Below are 20743 nucleotides of genomic sequence, written 5' to 3' on the forward strand. Positions count from 1 at the left end.
TTCTCCTATTCTACTCTTCCAATGTCTCTATTTCTTTTCTCGCATAATCTGCCAGTTCCCCTCTGGTATACTGTTCCATTTCCACGGGAAGTCGCTGAAAGTATGGCAAACTCAGCTTTCTGGTCTTCCCCTTTACTTCCTCTTTCTCGCATAGTGACAATAGCTGTTCATATTGATCCAGTTTACACTGTGACATCTTGTCCTCTCTGGTCAGCGTAAATACTTTGATACACATCTGCAGAACATCCAACAGCCCCTGTATGCTTTCACTCAGATCCAGAATGACATATTCGTATTTTCCCAGCTCCTCGATCCTCTGGAACAGACTTCTCCATTCTTCCCAGGTGATCCCCAACAGGTTCTGTCCGTTCCGCATGGGTGGAATATAATCCAGATTGCCTTTTCTCTGAATGACCGTCTGCATGCGAAGAGGAAATTTTCCTTCATCTCCTGCTAAAAAATAGAGCAGATCTGCCAGATCCCGGTTCTGTCTCTCCGGAAGCAATTCTATGATCCCCACATAATGTTCGAAATTCAGATACAGCGTGGCATGTTTTTCTGCCATCAGCTGTGCGAAAGACAATGCGAACGTACTTTGAAGGCATCTGTGAACCGGAGAGTACATTCCGATAAAACGGGTCTTATATTCCGCACATAACAGCGGCATCCGTATCCCCGTCGTCTCTACATACAACGCCAACAGTTCCTTCCACACCTGTCCCGCTTCCTGATATTTGTTAATATTGGGAAACTGATGAAAGCGGAGAGTTCCGCTCTCATTTAAAATTGCCTGACATGTCGGCTGTAATGTGTTCAATGCCTCCTCACAGGAGGATTCCGCCACCACCAGCATTGTTACCTCCCCGCTTTTCTCTCCCGCCAACAGTTCTTCCGCCCTGGTATAAGTATGGATCTGCCAGGGTAATTCCTTTTGCCTCTTCAGGTATTCTGAAAAAAGCCGCGCGTATTCTTCCTCCCGGTCATACAGAACCAGAACCGGTTCCTTTTGTTCCATCAATACATTCCTCCCATATACATCAATGCACTGCAGAACACCGGTCCCGCCATGCAAATCCCTGCTCCGGCACCTTCCCGTTCTCCGGCAAAATAAAGTTTCCATCTTCCACACCGGAATACGTCCCATAAGTACTCTCCCAAATAGTACAAACGGTCTTTCATATTGCGTTCCAGATACATTTTGAAAAGTGCAATTACTGCTGCAATCATGAGCGCGAAAAACAGAAAATAAAGTACTTTATTCCAGGGAAAAAAACCGGCACAGACTCCCAACATCTTAACATCACCGGCTCCTATGGCTCCGATCCAAAAAACAAAATAAAGTAATATCGTTGTCAGTAATGCACTTGCCAGATATTCCAAAACGCCTTTGTACCCGCCGCTGATCAACCGATACCCCAGGCCTGCAAACATGCAGCATACGATCAGCCAATTGGGTATCCTGTGCGTTTTGTAATCAAAACAGCAAGCTATTGCCAAAAGTATACATAATACCCCAAATATCTCATCTCCTTCTCCTGATTTCACATTATTTTCCTGCGTATAGTCCTGTCGTCACCTTCCTCCCAACTATTCAAAATCAGTCTTCTGGTAATGCGGGATGAATCTATCCCAAAATAGAAATTCTAAAAGATCTTATAAGATGCTCTGAACAACCATCGCGATTGGTTGTAAGATGAATTATAAATGCTCACTTTCCGTCTGGCAATACCTTTTTCGTAAAAAGATAAACTTTAGTACATTTTAACAAACAGAATTGTTTTTCATATTTTCAGTCATCCTGAAATACGCTATTTTACACGCTTTCCGTATGTCAAAACACCTTTTTATAATATTTCATAAATACTTAGCCCGTACAGCATCACAATGCCCGGAATTCCAAGAATTCCCGTTGTCAAAATACTTACTGCATTGATTCCAACCACTGAAGTAAATCCAAGGAAAGTCACACCCATATTAATAAAATAAATGGCAATGGTTCCCATAATGCCCCGCAATGCAAAATTGAGGAGCCACTCTGCCTTTTTCCCCAAAAAGCTTATGAGCAGCAATAATGCCGCCACTGCTATCAGCCATAATAAATTTTCCGGATGTTCCACTGTTGTTCTCGCATTCCCGACAATTCTTTATCCTAATCTATTCCTCTTTCCGTGTAAAAATGTCTTCCGTTTTCCTCCATGTCAGGTATATTTTTCCTTTTTTGTTCCTATACTGTTAGCAGAAAGGACGGTTAATGTTATGAAAATCTTTTTTAGTCAGGCAGATGCCTCCCCGGAAATCATTGAAGAGGATTTCTCTCCCATAGATCTGAAAGAATCCATAAGAAAAACCCGCCAGGCGTTGGAAATCGCCTATGCGGGTTTCGATAATGCTTTGGAAAGTGATCTCATTGACAGTTATATTTATGAAATCAATGCGTTACAAAAAAGGTATCAGCATCTCACAGAGCTGGCCGCTCTGCAGCCGGCGGATCGGGAAAAAAATCTATATCAACATTCCCCGATTCGTGCCCTGGTCAGCCATGTTTTCGGTTAACTGGTTCCTGCCGTAAGTCAGTCCGGCATATACTGTCTGAGAATTGTTCATCACCGGGCCGGAAGTATCCTGATCCTGGATCTGCCTGTACGCATCGCAGAGAGGTGCGATCACTTTGCGAATCTCTTCCAATATTGTGCGGTCTCTGCGGACTTCACATACAGCAAGTCTGCGAAGGCAGAACAGGTACAGTCTGGAAAGCTCTCCTGCCGGGCTGTATTCTCTGTGCAGAGAGTTCAGGAGCTCTTTGATACATCCCCTGGCTCTGTGAACAGCTTCCACCAGTCCGGCATCATCTGCTGCCTGCTCTCCGTCTGCCAGATATTGTAAGGTCATTTCATACAGGATCACGATCAACTGCGTGGAATTCGCCTGTGTAATCCGAAGTGTAAATTGTTGTTTGCATTCTTTTGTCATTCTGCCATGTCCTCTTATTCAGAACTTTCCTACTGTAACAACTGCAGTACCTGAGACGGTCTCTCGTTGGCCTGTGCCAGCATGGAGGTTCCTGCCTGTGCCAGGATCTGATAAGTCGTATAAGAAGTCATTTCTTCCGCCATATCTACATCCATGATACGGGAATATGCGGAAGTCATATTTTCGCTGGTAATATCCAGACTGTTGATCGTAGATTCCAGACGGTTCTGGAATGCACCCAGTCTGCCTCGAACGGAAGATACATATTTGATGGCGCCGTCTACGCGATCAATGGCATCGTCCGCACCTTCTGCAGTACTGACATCAACATTCTCGATTCCCATATTCTGTAAAGAAACCGCAGGAATATTTACTTCCAGCACCTGATGTTCATTAGCTCCGATCTGTAAGCGCATAGCGCCGATACCTGTGGCATTGATCTTCAGATCCTGAACCGTTGTTCCTGTCTGTGCTCCATTCAAAGTTCCGCTCACATCAAGGCGCATCTCAAATCCGTTTTCTCCGGTGATGGTCAAAAGATCATCCTTCAGTTCAGTCTTCAGTGTCTTCGCATCCGGGAAACCATCTCCGAACGTCACATCTCCGTCCAGCACAATATTGCCGTCCGCATCCTTTGTCAGCGGTATAGACTTTATGGTATATTCTTTTACCGGCACGTCGGTAGAATAGTAGTTCACCTTAACTTCCTGCTTGTTGGTATATCCCTTCAGATCGTACTCCCCATTCAGCAGTTTCTGTCCGTTGAACTCTGTTACGTCAGAAATTCTGGTGATTTCCTCTTTCAGTTGCTTTACTTCATCCTGTACGGTAGCTCGGTCATCATCCGTCATTATACCGTTGGCAGCCTTGACGGAGAGCTCATTGATTCGCTGCAGCATCTCACTGATCTCGGTCATGGCGCCATCTGCAATCTCGATAATGGATACGCCGTCGCTAGCATTCTGGTTTGCCACGGACAGGCCCTCGATCTGGGCATTCATACGTTTGGACATTGCCAGTCCTGCCGGATTATCCTTTGCATGATTGATCTTTAATCCGGAAGAAAGTCTCTCTAATGATTTGGACAGCAGGTCATCATTGGTAGATAAGGCATTGTTGGATAACATTGCCGATACATTGTAATTAATTCTCATGTGTTGTTACTCCTTACTTTCCGCTGCTGTCTGCGACAGCCTGCAGGAATCCTTTTGCCAGGCGGTACAGTTGCGCCGCATCTGCCCGGCTCTCTATTGTTTCTGCATTTTGCGTCTCACCGGCAGCCATCCTTGTCATATCCCGGGAGCTGACAACAGAAAGCTTTTCAGCTTTCCAGTCTGCAGAGGTATCTGTCTGAATCCATTCAAGGAATATATCGGAGGTCTTTTCCAGTTTCGTAACCTCTTCCGGGGTATTTCCTACGAGATAACCTTCGATGTGTTCTCCGTTGACCTGTAAATGCGCTTCCAACTGTTCGTCTCCCGCATCTACCCGGATATCCACAGCCGAGGTCTCTCCGGCTCCCTGCTGTAGGGTAAGATGCACTCCTGCCAGCTGGTCTCCCAGATACATCGGCAGGAAATACTCCTGCCTGTTCTGAAGATTTCCTGCAAGGCGCAGCTGTTTGTGTACCAGTTGTAACTGTTTCACATCCAGATGGCTCTCTGCCTGTTCCAGACTGATCGTCTCTGTCTCCTGTAAAGCATCCTGAAGCATGGTCCGGTAATCATCTGCAAAATTCGGCTGATCCAGCTGTTCCCACAATCCGGAGGCTTCTGTTCCGGCAGGCTCCCCTCCGGTTGCCGCCACAGGTATTTCTTTCTCTTTGTTGTATTTCTTACGATAGCGTTGCAGGTCGCTGAACAGTTCCGCCGGATCCTCCAGCAGAGCCTGAGCTGCCAGCAGGTTAGAAGTACTGGTATTTACCTCTCCCCTTTCCAACATTTGTGCTGCTCCCGGTTCGGTCTCTACCGCTTCCCGCATCTGCTGCAGACATTCCTGATAATATGCGTCTCTGCTCTCAGCGTCTTCTGACACATCTGTCAATATTTCTTTTGCCATCCCTACAGAAATCTGCTCTGAAATATTGTTCTCCGATAAACGTACTTCCTGTGTCAGTCCGGTATCATCCGACACTTTCCAGTCCATATGGGAGGTTCTTCTGCTCCTGGAAGCTGCCAGGAGTGTGGAAAATTGCAATTCTGCGCCGATATTTACCACCGCGCCTACTGCGGCACCATCTTCTCTCTCAATCTGGTGTACCATACGATAGATACCGATATAAGCTTTCCGCTCATTCTCCGTGATATCTTTCTTTTGTTCCAGCTGATACAGGAAACGGCTGTAGTCCTCCGCCTCTTCCTCATAACTCTGAGGATTTTCGGCAAAATAGGACTCCAGTTCCCCAAAAGTCTTCTCCAACGGATTTACGCCGTCCCGGATCATCTGTAATACATTCTTCGGTGTCAGTTTCTCAATCACTGCAGTGACCTGTTTGTCTGCTTCTTTGACTCTCTCGATATTTTCTGCAGTAATCTCCATCCGGTTATACGCGAGGATGCGGACCGCCCGCTGGTTCTCCAGTGTTTTATCCAATGACATATCTGTCAGAATGTCATCTACATTGGAAAATGCCTTGCGGATGCTGTCCCCCAGATCTCTTCTGGGGGCTGTCATCAGTGTCTCATAACGTTCATTTGCTTCTGTATAGGCCGTCTGCAACGCCTTACCTTCGCTGTGAAATTCTGCCACGGTCTCCTGAGAAACTTTCTGTTCCAGGCTATAGGGTCCCAACACGCTGACCGGCAGTCCCGGAAGTTCGTTTGTCACCTGTACGGTCTGTGTATAGGTCTCATATTTTGCCACGGCATCCGCATCGTTGGGGAAATACTTATCCGCAACTTCTGCCTCCGCTCTACGCAGTGCTTCGATCAGCTGCTCCATAGGGGCCGTATCAATGGAAAAATCACTCTGTAAGAGTTTCACATTCACTTCCGCTGTCATGCGCAGCCGGATCTCTTCCAGTTGTTTTCTGGCCGCCAGATTCTCCGCCGTGACATCCCATTTTGCATCCGAGAACCAGTCCTGTACCATTTCTGTGGCTTTCTCGTATATATTTTCCTGCCGTGCCAGATTCGCATGAACAGGGGATTTCCCCTCCGCGAGTGCCGATGCCGCTGCCTGTGCAAAAGCATCCTCACTGACGGGATAGTCAATCGTATCCAGTTCTGCCAGCTGCTGCAGGGTATCCGTTGTCAGTGGCAAACCTGCTCCCACCAGCCACTGCGCTTTCTGGCGATTCTCATCATTGACCGGCAGGCCGGCATCCGTGATCACCTTATCCATCTGGTCCTGCAATTCCTGCGGTACGGTATTCTGCTGTACTTTCGCACCGCTGTTCTCTGCCACATACAAGTTCCAGATCTCCGGCTCCAATCCATTATCTACAAGATACCCGACCTCGCCTTCCTGGGGCTGCTGCAGAGAAGATGCCAGCTCCCAGGCGGTTTTTAATTCATCTACATTTTCAGGAGTCAGAGGTATATCCGTTGCCCGGAACTGTTCTTCAATACTTTGTGCCAGTGTATCGCTGCCCACAGCTGCCGCCAGGGTGTCCAGATCTATGTCGTCCGTGTATCCGGCAATGTTCTGTCCGGAACGCACCAGTTCTGCTTTGATCCTGTCCACGATGGTAACTGCGGTATCCTGATCCAGTTCTCTGGGGTCAAATCCGTCCTCACAAGCCTTCGCATAATCCTCCTGGGACATAGTATGTGACAGTAGTGTCATGTAATCCTGCTGTAATGCCACATTGGTGTTCCCGGCATCCTGCTGCAGTTCAATCAGGGATTTTCCCTTATTATTCTCTTCATTTCCCACAGGCATTGGGATCTGCCCACTCTCGTATACGGCTCCAAAAGTATTTGCATTCACACTTTTTTTATTGCGCTGTATTTTATCTCTGCCCCAGGTATTTTTCTCCGTCTGGATACTTTCTGTTCTATTTTCTGTATCAGTTACCGTCTGATTCTGAAATGTTATCTTCACGCTTGTCGTCCTTCCTGGTAATAACTCTTGAAATAACTATTCAGAGACTCATTCGCAAAATCGCTCTTTCAGAGCTTTCCTTTTGCCCATTGAGGCTATATCGCCCTATAAATATCACTAAATCCTCTTACGAATGCAAGCATTCAAAGAGGCCTTAGTGATATTTACATGTCTCTGAATAGTTAAGAAAAAAGATGAGTGCACCTTTGGGTCACACTCATCTTTTATTTCGGTCGTTTCTTATAATTTCTTAACCGGACTTAGAACAGAAATACAGCAGCTCCGTAAGGGGGCAGATCAAAGCTGATAGAATAATCCTTGTAATGGTAAGGCTTTTTCTCTGCCATGATCTCTGCGGGAATTTCATTGCCCCAGCCGCCGAAACGCTCCTCATCGCTGTTGAGCAGCAGCTTATATTTCTTCTTTTTCGGCACGGGTACGATATAATTCTCCCATTTCATCGGAGTCATATTCAATACAAACAGCAGATTGTTCTTGCTGCTGGAACATTTTCTCACAAAGCAATAGGTGCTGTGTTCTGCATCATCCGCATTCATCCACTCGAAACCGTCCCAGGTATTGTCGATCTCATACATTGCAGGATACTTGCGGTACAGTTCCAACAGTTCCTTTACATAGGTATGTACACCCTGATTCAGCTTCTCGCCTAACAGATACCAGTCCAGTTCGCGTTCTTCACTCCACTCACGCTCCTGTCCGAAATCCTGTCCCATGAACAACAGCTTTTTGCCGGAATGTCCGAACATGTAGGTATAGCCCACACGCAGATTTGCGTATTTATCCGCAGTATAACCTGGCATCTTATTTACCATGGAACACTTCAGATGTACCACTTCGTCATGAGACAGGGGCAGAATGTAGTTCTCACTGTCATTGTAGCTCATGGCAAAGGTCATAGCGTAATGATTGCCCTTACGATACAAAGGATCCAGCTTCATGTATTCACAGAAATCATGCATCCAGCCCATATTCCATTTAAAGGAGAAGCCTAATCCCTCGCCTCCGATATCGCTGGTCACATTCGGCCACGCCGTGGATTCCTCGGCAATTGTCACAAATCCGGGATACGTTCCACGGATGACAGAATTCAGATGGTGGAAGAACTCAATGGCCTCCAGATTCTTGTTGCCACCGAATTTATTCGGCAGCCACTCACCTTCTTTTTTACCATAATCCAGATATAGCATGGATGCCACCGCATCTACACGGATGCCGTCCACATGGAACTCTCTGAGCCAGAACAAGGCATTGGCTACCAGGAAGTTCTTTACTTCATTTTTGCCGTAATTGAAGATTTTGGTTCCCCATTCGGGATGCTCTCCCAGACGGGGATCGGGATGTTCAAAAATGCACTGACCGTCAAATTCAGCCAAGCCATGGGCATCAGTTGCAAAATGCGCAGGTACCCAGTCCAGAATCACGCCGACTCCGGCCTTGTGCAGTTCGTTGATCAGGTACATGAAATCTTTCGGCGTTCCGTAACGGGAAGTCGGTGCATAGTAGCCGGTCACCTGATATCCCCAGGAACCGTCAAACGGATGCTCTGCAATACCCATCAGTTCTACATGGGTATACTTCATCTCCTTCAGATATTCTATGATCCGGTCCGCAAACTCCCGGTAATTGTAGAATCCTTCGGCGGTACCGTTGTTAGGATGCTTCATAAAAGAACCGATATGGCATTCGTAGATCGCCATAGGCTCTTTATTCATATCCTTTTTGTCCCGGGCTTCCATCCACTTGGAATCTCTCCAGTCAAAGCCTGTAATATCGGTAACGATAGATGCAGTGCCCGGCCGGTACTCCGCATAATTGGCAAAAGGATCGGCTTTGTAGAGCTTTCTGCCATCCCTTGCATAGATCAGGAACTTATACATCGTTCCCTCTTCCACGCCGGGAATGAACAGCCCCCAGATACCGCCTTCTCCCAGCTTCTGCATGGGATGGGATTCCTCATTCCATTCATTGAATGTGCCAATGACATTCACCTGTGCTGCATTTGGTGCCCATACTCCGAAATAGACTCCTTGCACGCCGTCTTCCACCGACAGATGTGCACCCAGTTTTTTGTAAATATCATAATGGGTCCCCTGGGCAAAAAGATACTGATCTGCTTCGGAAATAAATACCTTCTCCTTCGTCATGACCGCGCCTCCCGCTATACAAAGTCTTTCTCGGTGAGGATGATCATATCCTCATCGTCATATCTCTTGGCAAACAGGACATCGAAGAAATGCTTCAATGTCTTTTTATTTGCATGAGCGATCGCTTCATCCACGATCTGCTTTACATCCACTACCGTAACCACATGATCTATCGTCTGCATATCTTCGATTCTGGTATGTAACGCCAGCTCTCCGAGTTCGTCAATAGAGTATTCCATCTCCCGTGCATACTGTTTGCCGAATGCCACCAGCGTGTTATTGCTGAGGGCTTCCACATCCATTCGTGCGGTAAAGCACTCTCTCAATTTTTCATGTTTCTCGAGGAATTTATCAATATCCCTCTTCGTATCTTCCAGAATAATTACGATTCCCTGACTCTCCTGCTGCAATGCCTTGTGAAGTACATTTGCCGTAGCATCGTTCATTTCGGATGCCTTGCAAATGATCAGCGCGCCGTTTTTCAGCTTGGATAAGGTATCTGCAGTATCCTTTTTATTCAATGCATGTCCAGAGATCTTTGCCACTTTTCCGGAGAAATTGCTGTCGGTTGCCTGAATTTCGCGAACCATGTTCTTCGCCAGAGATAAGGTATCCATACCCTCTTCTCCAGTGATGATCACGTTGCCGGTGTAGGCTGCCAGACTGATATTATCAATGGCCTTGACTAACTGCTCTCTGGCAGATCTGCTCTGGATAAAGGGTGCGTACAGTTCTCTCTCTTCTCTGGTAAGCGCACGAACCTTTGCTTTGTCTCGCTCTACTGCGGGGCGCTCCGGCTGTTCCGGTGCTTCCCCGGCCTCCGGCGTTTCCTCAGCCGTCAGTTCTATCTCTTCGCTGGCTGTTTCCTCATCTACCGATTCTACTGCTTCCGCCGTGGGCTCCTCTACAGGCTCGTCATCCATTGCTTCTTCCGGTTCTGCCTGTTCCTCGTCTATGATTTCTTCCTGCTCATAGATTTCTGCTTCCGGTTCCGCAGGTTCCTCAAATTCTTCTGCTTCCGGCTCATATGCAGGTTCTTCCGCGAGTTCTTCTACAGTATCCTCTTCCGGAAGCTCTTCTACAGGCTCTTGTTCCGCTTCCTCTGCAGGAGCAGCCTCCGTCAGTTCTTCCACGGGTTCCTCTGTGGCAGGCTCTTCCGTGATCTCTTCCAGCTCTTCTACCTCATCGGTATCTGTTGTATCTTCTGCCACGGTATCTGCCGTGTCCGCAGCTTTTTCTTTTTCCAGTTTTTCCAGCAATCCATCTCTTACCGCCTGCTCAAACTCCGTGAACATGGCTCCGGTCTGCTGTAATACATGTTGGCGAACCTCTTCTTCTCTCTTCTCCAGGTTCTCCTTCTTCTTGCGTTCCCACTCTGCCAGAATATCCTCGATATTCATCTGGCCGGTGATCTGTTTCTCAATGCTCTCTGCCTCCGGCATTACCAGGCTGATCTGACCGTCGGATTCCTGTGCCAGCACATCGGCCAGTTCCTTGGGTGGCTCTACGGGAGCTTCCGGTACTTTCTGTGTTTCCGGTTCCTTCACGATTTCCTGTACTTCCGGTGTCTTCTGTACTTCGGATAGCTCCGGTACTACATCGGTTCTTCTTGCAACAACAGGCTCTTCCGGCAGAATCTCTTCCGTCTCTACCTGGGGCACCTGTGACAGATCGCCGATTTCTCCGGTCTCCCCAAAGAATACTTCCGAGCTCTCCATCTGCTCCGTCTCCGGCTCCAGATCGTCTTCACTGACATCTGCGATCTCCGGATAGTCCAGAGACTCCGTATCGGAATCCCCTGGATCGATCATGGGTGCCACGATAGAACGGGTAATAGAATCCGAAGTCTCCTTCGCATGGTCCTCACTCAGTACCTCCCGCAGGCCTGCTGCCAGTTCTGCCTGTAGATTGATCGTATTATATTGTCCCACATCCATGGTCTTCACATGAATGTCGAAATCATCTTCCGCCGGCTGCGCGGGTGCCTGCTGGGGCTGTACCGGCTGCACCGGTTCATAGACTCTGGTGTCACCGGTCACCTGCTCGTAGGTTTCCTCCTGTACATAACCCTGATTCGGCTCATAGCCTCCGTCCTGTACATAACCCTGATTCGGGTCATAACTTCCATCCTGTGCATAGCCCTGGTTCGGGTCATAACTTCCGCCCTGTGCATAGCCCTGATTCGGGTCGTAACTTCCGTCTTGCACATAGCCCTGATTCGGATCATAAGTTTCGTTCTGTCCATAACCGGGATCCTGCGCATAATTCTGAGAATACTGCTGCGTACCGGGCGCGTCAAAACGATGATCGTATTTTTCCTGCTGTTCCGGTGTTAGCGGCTGATGGAGCATTTTCAGCTCCATTGCCTTGATAACGTATTTGCCCTCGCCAAACCAAAGGATCAGCTCATCACATTCCTCTACACATCTGGCAGCAAGTCCTACTCTGTGATATAGATAAGCCAACTCATATGCCCATTTTTCTCTGTAATCTCTCTTTTTCAGTTCTTCCAGAACAGCAATGCGCTCTTCCAGACTGACATCCTGCGCCTCATATAATTTGTACTGCAAAATATATCTGCCGGGATCCTTGGGCGCTACCTGCACAAACTCTTTGTAATACTCGATAGCCTGTACATACTCTTCCATTTTAATGGAAAGTTCGCACAGAGAATAGCAGATCGTCCTTCCTCCCGGACGGCGTTCATATGCCAGAAGCAGCATATCTCTGGCATCCTCGTATCTTCGATTGATCTTGTAAAGGTCACTAATGGTGCACAGCATCATAACACTTTTGACTCTGCGCCAGTCAATGGTATCCGCAATCTCCGCAGCCTGCGCATACTCCCCACGGCTGATCAGGTCTTTGATTTCTTCCGCTCTTAATTTATATTCACTCTTATCCAAGGTATTTCGCTCCCTTAACCTTTTCTTATCCTAAGCTTCTCATTCCCCCGGGTATACTACCCCACTTTTTTCTTATTCAGTGTACCATAGTACCCATTGATATGTCAAAATCAAACTGGGCAAAATGTATGGAAATCTCCCCTTCGGAATACTACCCACGAAAGTGGGATGACTTCTTGGGCTTTTGACGTTTTTTCGCCTGTCGGATTGCTTCTTTGCGTCGGTTACGAAGGTCCTGATCCACCGAACGATACCGGGATCTGGAACGATTTCTTCTGCGGTTAAATCTCCAGGTCAGGCGGGTACTGCGGTGGGCAAAATGATAATTCTTGAAAAACGTACGTAATAGCAGTGCAAGGAAGATCAATACCGCAATTCCCACGATACAGAAAAATACTTTTACCACATTAATGAAAATAACCGCAGGACCACCGGAAGTGCTGTTTTCCTCCTCCGGAGATGTCTCCTGTGCAACCGTTGGAATTCCACCATTGTTTCCGGTGTTATCTCCTGCTGTTTCGGTTGTCTCTGTATTGTCTGCCTCTGTGGTCGTTGTGCCTGACTGCGTTTCATCGGTTGCACCGCTTTCCTCTGCAGACTCCGTGGTCTCTGCCGTATTTTCCCGGAAGACACTACTGCCCTTTTCCGCTGCCGTAAAGTCCAGGGATGCCGTTCCCAGTACCACATCATTGTAAGTATAAGTGATCACAGCCACCTGTCCTGGTTCTGTATTATCATAGGAAATACTGGACACCGCATCCTGAAAGGTGATGGTGTTCGGCAAAGTGATGCTGTCCGTCTGGTTCAGTTCCAGAATCGGTTTGGAGTTGCCGAAAATATCATTCCCACTGTAAAAAGATCCTGCATTCTCGATATTATACTTGGTCTCTGTCTGAGAAATGTTCACTCTCTGAAAATTGCTGAAACCATAATCAAACAGAGTGATTGTATCTTCATAGTAATTCGGATTTTCGTCTTTCATGACCACACAGATCAGCTTCATGCCGTCTTTTTCCGCACAGGACACCAGTGTACTGCGGGCAACATCGGTGTAACCGGTCTTACAGCCTACCAGATACGGATATGCATATTTACCGCCGGGGATCAGTTCCATCTTGTTGACTTCCATAATATCATCTGGTTGGCGTTCCGACGGCAAAATGTGCAGCATATGTGTCATTGTCATTTTACACAGCGCTTCGTTGGCAAAAAAAGCTCTTCCGATCATCGCCAGGTCATAGGCACTGGTGTAATGATCCTCATTGGGAAGTCCGTTGGGATTGACGAAATTGGAATCAACACACCCCAGTTCCTTGGCTCTTTCATTCATGATCGGTGCAAAGTCCTGCCAGGTCGTTCCGGAAATATGCTCTGCTACCGCGAAAGAAACTTCATTGGCAGAGCGGATCAGAATGGCATTCAGACATTCCTCCATGGTCAGCTGCTCGCCGGGCTCAATAGCGATATGGTTGCTTCCGGGATCAATATCGTGTACCGCATCATAGGAGAAATCCACGATCTCATCCATGCTGCAGCGCTCGGATGCGATCAATGTTGTCAGAATTTTGGTGGTACTGGCAGGGTATTCCTGCTGATGGATATTTTTGGCATAAAGGATCGCTCCGGTATCCGCATCCATCAAAATGGCGGATTCTGCGCTGACTACCGGTCCCGTAGGCCAGTTTGCCACTTCATTGGACTGAATGGCCAGTGCCTGATTGCGGGCGATGTTCTCTTCTTTGATCGTTGCAGCAGAGACACTAAGCCCCTGAGATGCAAAAAGGCAGAGAGCGCTGATTCCCATCACTGCCCTGGTTAAAAACCTTCTATATGAAAAATGCCTGAAAAACTGCATGTATAAATCCTTCCTGATATCTTCAAAATAAAATGGTGTATGATAATGCGCATTCTTTATCATACACCATTTTACCTAAAAACCAAAGTCTTATCTCTATTTTTTAATTCTTTTTAAGACCTTCTGCGAACGCTGTCATTCTCTATACGGAATACCGTAAATGTTCCTGTCCGTCGAAGTCTTTCCACACAAAATTTTTGCCTTCCCAGATCATGTATCCGTGCCAGCTTTCTTCCTTGGGAATCGACACGGACCCCGGATTCATGCAGATATACTGCTCTGTCTCATGAACAACGCATTTCGGCACATGAGTATGACCGTGCAGTAAAATATCTCCGGAATGCAATGGCGGCAGTTTCTGCTCATTATAGATATGTCCATGGGTGGCATAGATTGCCTGCGTCCCTTCCGCAAGTACACAATAATCACTCAGCACCGGAAATTCCAGCACCATCTGATCCACCTCCGTATCGCAATTACCGCGTACACAGTAGATATCATTTTTCCGCTCGTTCAATAAAGCGATCACTTCCTTGGGCGCATAATCTCTGGGCAGATCATTTCTGGGGCCGTGGTATAAAATATCCCCCAGTAAAAGCAGCCTGTCGGCCCCTTCCTCCGTATATGCTTCCAACAGTTTTCGACAGTAATATGCCGATCCGTGAATATCCGATGCAATCATCCATTTCATAAATTTTCTCCTCCTACTGCCAGTATAATCCCGCGGCCTGTGACTTGACAAGCTTTCTCAGATAAAGTACATTGACAATACAGATTACTATAAGAAAGGCTGAGATTACCATGAGGTTACGAAATATTACCGGTTCCCGGGAAGTTATTGCGGAAAGTCCCTATGTCGTACCGGAAGATACCCTGGAAGCATGCCCCGGAACCTGGCATGAGATTTTCGGAAACGATCATCCGATCCATATTGAGATCGGTATGGGAAAAGGACGTTTCCTAAATACCCTTGCAAAGCAGAATCCGCAGATTAATTATGTGGGAATTGAAAAATATTCCAGCGTATTGCTCCGCGCGATCCAGAAAATGGAAGAGGACGAGCTTCCCAACCTGAAATTCATCCGTATGGATGCAGAAGACATCGATAAGGTATTCGGAAAAGGTGAAGTGGACCGCATTTATCTGAATTTCTCCGATCCCTGGCCCAAGGACCGTCATGCGAAGAGAAGACTTCCTTCGAGACAGTTTCTGGCCCGCTATGATGTGATCCTGAAAAAAGAGGGTACGCTGGAATTCAAGACAGACAACCGCCCGTTGTTTGATTTTGCAATAGAGGAACTGGAGCCCGCCGGATGGAAAGCGCAGGTGATCACCTACGATCTGCATAACGATGCCGCGCTGATGGAGGGGAACGTCATGACCGAATACGAGGAAAAGTTTTCCTCCGTTGGCAATCCCATCTGCAAATATATTATTTACAGATAAGGCCCCGAATATAGAATCTTATTTTTGAGATACTATCAACAACAGATAACAGAAAGGAAGGATACTTATGGAATATACGTTTACCGTTGCTAATTTTGAGGAAGAAGTTCTGAACTCCCCTCTGCCCGTTCTGGTAGATTTCTACGCAGACTGGTGCAATCCCTGCAAGATGATGGCTCCTACCGTGGCAAAACTGGCAGAAGCTTACGAGGGAAAAGTAAAGGTCGGCAAGATCAATGTGGATGAGAACATGACCATCGCCCAGAAGTACCGCGTGGCAAGCATTCCGAATTTTGTGATCTTCAGAGACGGACAACCCGTGGCCAACTTCGTCGGCGCCATGTCCGAAGCAGACTTTCGCGAGAAGCTGGAGCAGGTGATTCTGTAAAAATCAGTTTTTTAAATCCGGGTACGGTGAGCGGATGCCTCTGCCGTATCCGGGTTTTTGATTTTTTACAGATATTTTCCTGTAATGCTGTCGGCATCTGCCTTGATCTGCTCCAGAGTTCCTACAGCAACGACCCTGCCGCCGTCTTCTCCGCCGCCGGGTCCCATATCAATGATGTAATCGGCATTGCGGATCACATCCAGATCATGTTCAATGACAAGTACCGTTGCCCCATTGTCTACCAGCGTCTGAAATACCTGCAACAGGGTCTGTACATCTAACGGATGCAGTCCGATCGTCGGTTCGTCGAATACAAATACGGAATCTGATTGTCCCCTGCCCATTTCACTGGCCAGCTTCAGCCGCTGGGCCTCTCCACCGGAAAGGCTGGGTGTCTCTTCTCCCAGAGTCAGATATCCCAGTCCCAGATTTTTCAGGACTTCCAGCCGCTGATGAACCACTTTCCATTCTTGTGTTGCCTGCAGCGCCGTCGTGACATCCATCTCCATCATCTGGGGCAGGGAATAACGCATCCCCTGTTTGTTCTCATAACAAATCTCCCAGGCTTCTCTGGCATAACGGGAACCGCCACACTCCGGGCAGGGCACATCCACATCCGGCAGGAACTGCACGTCCAGACTGATCTGTCCGGTACCGTCGCAGACCGGGCATCTTAATTTTCCGGTATTGTAGGAAAAATCTCCCGCCTTATATTTCTTATTTTTCGCATCTGCGGTTTTTGCATAAATTTTCCGCAGTTCGTCATGCACATTGGCATAAGTGGCTACCGTGGACCGCACATTGATGCCGATGGGGGATGCATCGATCAGTTTTACATGGGCGATGCCCTCTGCGGTGATACTTTTTACATGGCCGGGCAAATGTTCGCCGTTTAACTTTGCTTCCAGTCCGGGAATCAGGCTTTCCAGCACCATGGTGGTCTTCCCGGAGCCGGAGACACCGGTAACGACCGTAAGTCTTCCTTTGGGAATATCTATTTCCAGAGGTTTTACCGTATGGATGGCATCTGTGGACAAATGAAGCTTTCCCGGTGCAAATATTTCCTCCCGGGTGATGGGCTTACGGATACGCATATCCGCAGTCTGCGCCAGAAAAGGACCGATCATGGACTCTTTTTTTGCGATTACCTGTGGAATCGTACCCTGTGTGATCACATAGCCGCCTCCGGCACCGGCTTCCGGTCCCATCTCGATCAGCCAGTCCGCTTCGGATAATATCTGGGTATCATGATCTACCAAAATGATGGAATTGCCATCAGCAATTAGATCATGCATCACGGCATTCAGTCCCACGATATTCGAAGGATGCAGACCGATGGAGGGCTCGTCCAGCACATAGAGTACCCCGGTGGTACGGTTTCGCACCGCCCGGGCCAGCTGCATCCGCTGTCTTTCCCCAGTGGACAGGGAGGCTGCCGCACGGTCCAGAGACAAATAAGAAAGTCCCAGATCCATCAGCCTTTTCGCCACAGTCTGGAAAGATTCACAGATGGATTCCGCCATGGGGTGCATCTCTTCCGGCAGAGAATCCGGCACTCCCGCTACCCAGTCCACCAATTCTTTCAGGGGCATCTGGCAGGCCTGTGCCAGCCCTATCCCCCTAAGTCTCGGTGCTCTGGCAGCTTCCGAAAGTCTGCTGCCGCCGCATTCCGGGCAGATATCCTCCTTTAAGAATTTTTCCACACGTTTCATGCCCTTTTCATCTTTTACCTTTGCCAGAGCATTCTCTACCGTGTATACCGCATTAAAATACGTAAAGTCCAGTTCTCCCGCCTGATTGGTCTTCTTCGCCTTATAGAAAATATGTTTCTTCTCCGCGGGTCCGTGATAAACGATCTCTTTTTCCCGGTCTGTCAGTTCTCGGAAGGGTACATCTGTCCGCACTCCCATTTCCCGGCAGACATCCGTCATCAATGACCACATGTGGCTGTTCCAGGGTGCTACCGCTCCCTCATCAATGCTTAGGGAATCATCCGGCACCAGAGAATCCAGATCCACGGTCCGCACACTTCCCGTACCACCGCACTTCGGACAGGCTCCCTGGGAATTGAATGCCAGTTCTTCTGCACTGGGAGCATGCACCTTTGCTCCGCATTCCGGGCACAGGATCTCCTGCTCCGCCGCTACTTTCAGGGTCGGCGGCACATAATGTCCGTTGGGGCAGCGGTGGGATGCCAGTCTGGAATACATCAGACGCAGACTGTTCAAAAGCTCCGTTCCGGTTCCAAAGGTACTGCGGATCCCGGGAATTCCGGGGCGCTGATGCAATGCCAGCGCCGCAGGAACATAGAGTACTTCATCTACCTGTGCTTTCGCCGCACCTGTCATGCGTCTTCTCGTATACGTGGACAGGGATTCCAGATAACGTCTGGAGCCCTCTGCATAGAGGACACCCAGCGCCAGCGAAGATTTCCCCGAACCGGATACCCCGGCGATCCCCACGATTTTGTGTAGGGGAACATCCACATCTATATTTTTCAGGTTATGAACCTTTGCACCTCTTACTTTGATATGCTTTGGTTCATTAGCTTCGTATTCCATGATAGTACTCCTCATTATAGTAAATCGTAATTATTCAAATCTCACCCATACATTCGCAAAACGTTCGCTGGCTCGTTCTTTCTCGCTGCTACGCAGCTAATTTTGCTCATTTATGAGGTGGTGACTCAAATAATTAAAACAGATCCAGCATATTGTCCAGATATATTTCTTCTCTGACCTGCAGCTGGTACTCCGGTTTCGTCATATAATACAGTAAAAATTCCAGAACCAGTGCACTGCCCAGTCCTCGGCCCTCGATCTTATAATTGGAAAATCCCATCGGCAGATAGATCTTCTGAATATCTCCCACGCTGATAAATCCCGGATTTTTCATGGCTTTGGAGAAACGATAGCCCTCCTCCGCCCCCGGCGAAGTACAGCTAAAATCCGGCTCCTCTCCCAGATTCCTGCGGCTGACGGCTTCGTAACATTCCTTCCTGTCCTTACAGCCAAAATAGCAGCACTCATTGCACAAAAATTCCACTTTTTCTTTCTGTGGTTCTGTCAGCATATTTAATTTTTCATAAGCCTTGTTCAGGCGGAAATCCGGTACAACATAGCGAAAATCGTCTCTGTCGGTCTCCTTTTTTAACGCTTCAAAATCCGTCAGTACTTTTGTGGTGGATGATATCAGATAAAGTTGCGGATAATGACTTTTCAAATACTGTAACAGCAGTTCCGAATGGACGATCACGCCGTTTTCCGGCTCTGTATTTTCCGCAAACAGGGCACAGAGTTCATTGCATTTTCTGTCGGAAAGATGTTCTTCGATAAGCTTTGAATTGCTAAAGGTCAGACGGGCTGAGATCCCGTATTCCTGTAACAGTGCCAGCACTTCTCCTGCGTCGTGATCCTCCAGTGAGACCCGGCCGCCTCCCCAGATGCAGTCCGGCGGGGCCCCGTAGATGGAACCGATGTCGCACCAGTCGTAAAAATATTCCCGGTGTTCCCGAAACAACGGCAGGAACATTCTGTATAATTCATAGAATTCAAACAGACCGGGAAGATGGTAATGGGCTGTTTGTTTATTCATGTTTCTGCTTCCTCCGTATTATTTTTCATATTCAAAATATTTCAAAAATCCCCATTTAGAAAATGTTAAACAGGGATAACCATAGGTATATTATAGCCTATCCAGAAAAATGAGACAATTGAATATAATTAAAATTCCGGCGACCACCTCTCTGGTAATCGCCGGAACTACGTTTATTTATTTTCCCCAGACTTCCTCCGCCACCTCTTTCACAAGTCGGAGTTTTGCCCACTGTTCTTCCTCGGTCAGCTTGTTGCCGATCTCGCAGGAAGCAAATCCGCACTGGGGGCTTAAGTATAATCTTTCCAGTGGAATGTATTTTGCCGCATCATGGATTCTGTCAATGACAAGCTGTTTGTCCTCCAGTACGGGAGACTTGGTAGTGATCAGTCCCAGAACGACCTTTTTCTCCCCGGATACCTTGGCCAAAGGTGCGAAACCGCCGGATCTCTCATCATCAAACTCCAGGAAATAGGCATTCACATCCTCTTCTCCGAACAGGATATCCGCTACGGAATCATAGGCACCCTCGCTTGCGTAGGTGGAATGGAAATTACCGCGGCATACATGGGTGTTGATGATCATATCCTTCGGTGCATTGGCGATCACCTTATTGTTAATATCCTTGTGGGCTTTCTGGAACTCCACAATTCCCTCTCTGGTGGTTCCGTACAGGGTATGACCGATCTTGTCTGCGAACATGCCCCAGGTGCAGTCATCCAGCTGTAAGTTCCGGCATCCTGCCGCATAGAGATCATCGATCACTTTTCCGTAGGCCGCCACGATGTCATTTACCAGTTCCTGCTCATTCGGATAATGCTTCTCTGTGCAGCCTCGGTTAAAGGGCATGGTAAACTGTGCCAGAAACTGGGCGGGAGAAGGTATGGTCTGCTTTGCTACGGTATTTTCATCCTCTAATGCTTTTACAAACCGGAAATGATCTACAAAAGGATGCTCCCCGGTCAGTCCGATCTTGCCTACAATATAGGTATCATCCACCATGGCCGCCTCGCCGTGGAACGGAAGTCCCGTCTTGGTAGGGGTATGGCCGATGCCGTCGAATCCCCACATGAAATCCAGATGCCAGGTGGCTCTGCGGAATTCACCGTCTGTGATCACATGATAGCCCAGCTCTTTGATCTTGCTCACAAGCTCTGTGATGGCTTCATCTTCCACTTTCTTCAGTGCCGCAGCATCGATCTTTCCTTCATTGAACTGTCTTCTTGCTTTCTTCAACTTCTCCGGTCTTAAAAAACTTCCTACGAAATCATAGCGAAAAGGTGTCTGTAAATTGCTCATTGTCATTCTCTCCATTTCTTTGTCGTTTTTTGAATTGTCCTCATTATAAGAGAAATGATGAAATCCGCAAAATACG

General features: G+C 47.8%; 16 protein-coding genes. 3 read left to right on the forward strand and 13 right to left on the reverse strand.

The genetic code is table 11. The annotated features are described in order from the left end of the window. Positions 1 to 10 precede the first annotated feature (10 nt). From OCV96_RS07355 to OCV96_RS07365, 3 genes are all read right to left on the reverse strand, one after another. A complete protein-coding gene (locus OCV96_RS07355) occupies positions 11 to 1015 on the reverse strand; it encodes a P-loop NTPase family protein (protein WP_262594061.1) in 1005 nt (334 codons plus the stop codon). Next, positions 1015 to 1545 (reverse strand): A24 family peptidase, encoded by a 531-nt coding sequence (locus tag OCV96_RS07360; protein WP_118501697.1) that lies wholly within the window; start codon positions 1543 to 1545, stop codon positions 1015 to 1017. The genes OCV96_RS07355 and OCV96_RS07360 overlap by 1 nt, the downstream gene beginning before the upstream one ends. A 299-nt stretch (positions 1546 to 1844) precedes the next feature. Further along, complete coding sequence (locus OCV96_RS07365; RefSeq protein ID WP_262594062.1) at positions 1845 to 2117, reverse strand: pro-sigmaK processing inhibitor BofA family protein; 273 nt, start codon at positions 2115 to 2117, stop codon at positions 1845 to 1847. A gap of 139 nt (positions 2118 to 2256) precedes the next feature. On the opposite strand from OCV96_RS07365, the gene OCV96_RS07370 reads away from it, so the two are divergent. Next, positions 2257 to 2553, forward strand: a complete 297-nt coding sequence (locus tag OCV96_RS07370; RefSeq protein ID WP_022312655.1) for a DUF2508 family protein — start codon at positions 2257 to 2259, stop codon at positions 2551 to 2553. Here OCV96_RS07370 and OCV96_RS07375 read toward each other — a convergent pair. From OCV96_RS07375 to yfcE, 7 genes are all read right to left on the reverse strand, one after another. Next, entirely contained in the window at positions 2503 to 2970 is a 468-nt protein-coding gene (locus tag OCV96_RS07375) for a flagellar export chaperone FliS (RefSeq protein WP_262594064.1), read from the reverse strand. The two genes, OCV96_RS07370 and OCV96_RS07375, sit on opposite strands and share 51 nt — an antisense overlap. A gap of 29 nt (positions 2971 to 2999) precedes the next feature. Continuing rightward, positions 3000 to 4124, reverse strand: coding sequence for a flagellin N-terminal helical domain-containing protein (locus OCV96_RS07380; protein WP_117465293.1), 1125 nt, complete (start codon positions 4122 to 4124; stop codon positions 3000 to 3002). A 13-nt stretch (positions 4125 to 4137) separates the two neighbouring features. Then, entirely contained in the window at positions 4138 to 7014 is a 2877-nt protein-coding gene (locus tag OCV96_RS07385; RefSeq protein ID WP_022312652.1) for a DUF6240 domain-containing protein, read from the reverse strand. A 260-nt stretch (positions 7015 to 7274) separates the two neighbouring features. Further along, positions 7275 to 9179: a 1,4-alpha-glucan branching protein GlgB gene (gene glgB / locus OCV96_RS07390; RefSeq protein WP_262594065.1), complete on the reverse strand. Its 1905-nt coding sequence runs from the start codon at positions 9177 to 9179 to the stop codon at positions 7275 to 7277. A gap of 14 nt (positions 9180 to 9193) precedes the next feature. Further along, complete coding sequence (locus tag OCV96_RS07395) at positions 9194 to 12085, reverse strand: tetratricopeptide repeat protein (protein ID WP_262594066.1); 2892 nt, start codon at positions 12083 to 12085, stop codon at positions 9194 to 9196. 151 nt (positions 12086 to 12236) lie between these two features. Continuing rightward, positions 12237 to 13889 (reverse strand): D-alanyl-D-alanine carboxypeptidase family protein, encoded by a 1653-nt coding sequence (locus OCV96_RS07400; RefSeq protein ID WP_262594067.1) that lies wholly within the window; start codon positions 13887 to 13889, stop codon positions 12237 to 12239. Positions 13890 to 14082: 193 nt separating this feature from the next. After that, a complete protein-coding gene (yfcE, locus tag OCV96_RS07405) occupies positions 14083 to 14631 on the reverse strand; it encodes a phosphodiesterase (RefSeq protein ID WP_022312648.1) in 549 nt (182 codons plus the stop codon). Positions 14632 to 14741: 110 nt separating this feature from the next. Between yfcE and trmB the strand changes: the two genes are divergently transcribed. Next, a complete protein-coding gene (gene trmB / locus OCV96_RS07410) occupies positions 14742 to 15386 on the forward strand; it encodes a tRNA (guanosine(46)-N7)-methyltransferase TrmB (protein ID WP_227733522.1) in 645 nt (214 codons plus the stop codon). A 67-nt stretch (positions 15387 to 15453) separates the two neighbouring features. Beyond that, positions 15454 to 15774 (forward strand): thioredoxin, encoded by a 321-nt coding sequence (trxA, locus tag OCV96_RS07415; RefSeq protein WP_022312646.1) that lies wholly within the window; start codon positions 15454 to 15456, stop codon positions 15772 to 15774. A gap of 65 nt (positions 15775 to 15839) precedes the next feature. Here the strand turns inward: trxA and OCV96_RS07420 are convergent, their stop codons facing one another. The 3 genes from OCV96_RS07420 to OCV96_RS07430 form a co-directional block, all read right to left on the reverse strand. Continuing rightward, positions 15840 to 18335, reverse strand: a complete 2496-nt coding sequence (locus OCV96_RS07420) for an excinuclease ABC subunit UvrA (protein WP_262594069.1) — start codon at positions 18333 to 18335, stop codon at positions 15840 to 15842. A 133-nt stretch (positions 18336 to 18468) separates the two neighbouring features. Continuing rightward, positions 18469 to 19368, reverse strand: coding sequence for a hypothetical protein (locus tag OCV96_RS07425; RefSeq protein ID WP_262594071.1), 900 nt, complete (start codon positions 19366 to 19368; stop codon positions 18469 to 18471). A gap of 177 nt (positions 19369 to 19545) precedes the next feature. Then, positions 19546 to 20667, reverse strand: a complete 1122-nt coding sequence (locus OCV96_RS07430; RefSeq protein ID WP_118539042.1) for a 5-methyltetrahydropteroyltriglutamate--homocysteine S-methyltransferase — start codon at positions 20665 to 20667, stop codon at positions 19546 to 19548. Between the last annotated feature and the right edge of the window lie 76 nt (positions 20668 to 20743).

The sequence above is a fragment of the Waltera acetigignens genome (assembly GCF_025567015.1).
GTDB lineage: Bacteria > Bacillota > Clostridia > Lachnospirales > Lachnospiraceae > Acetatifactor > Acetatifactor acetigignens.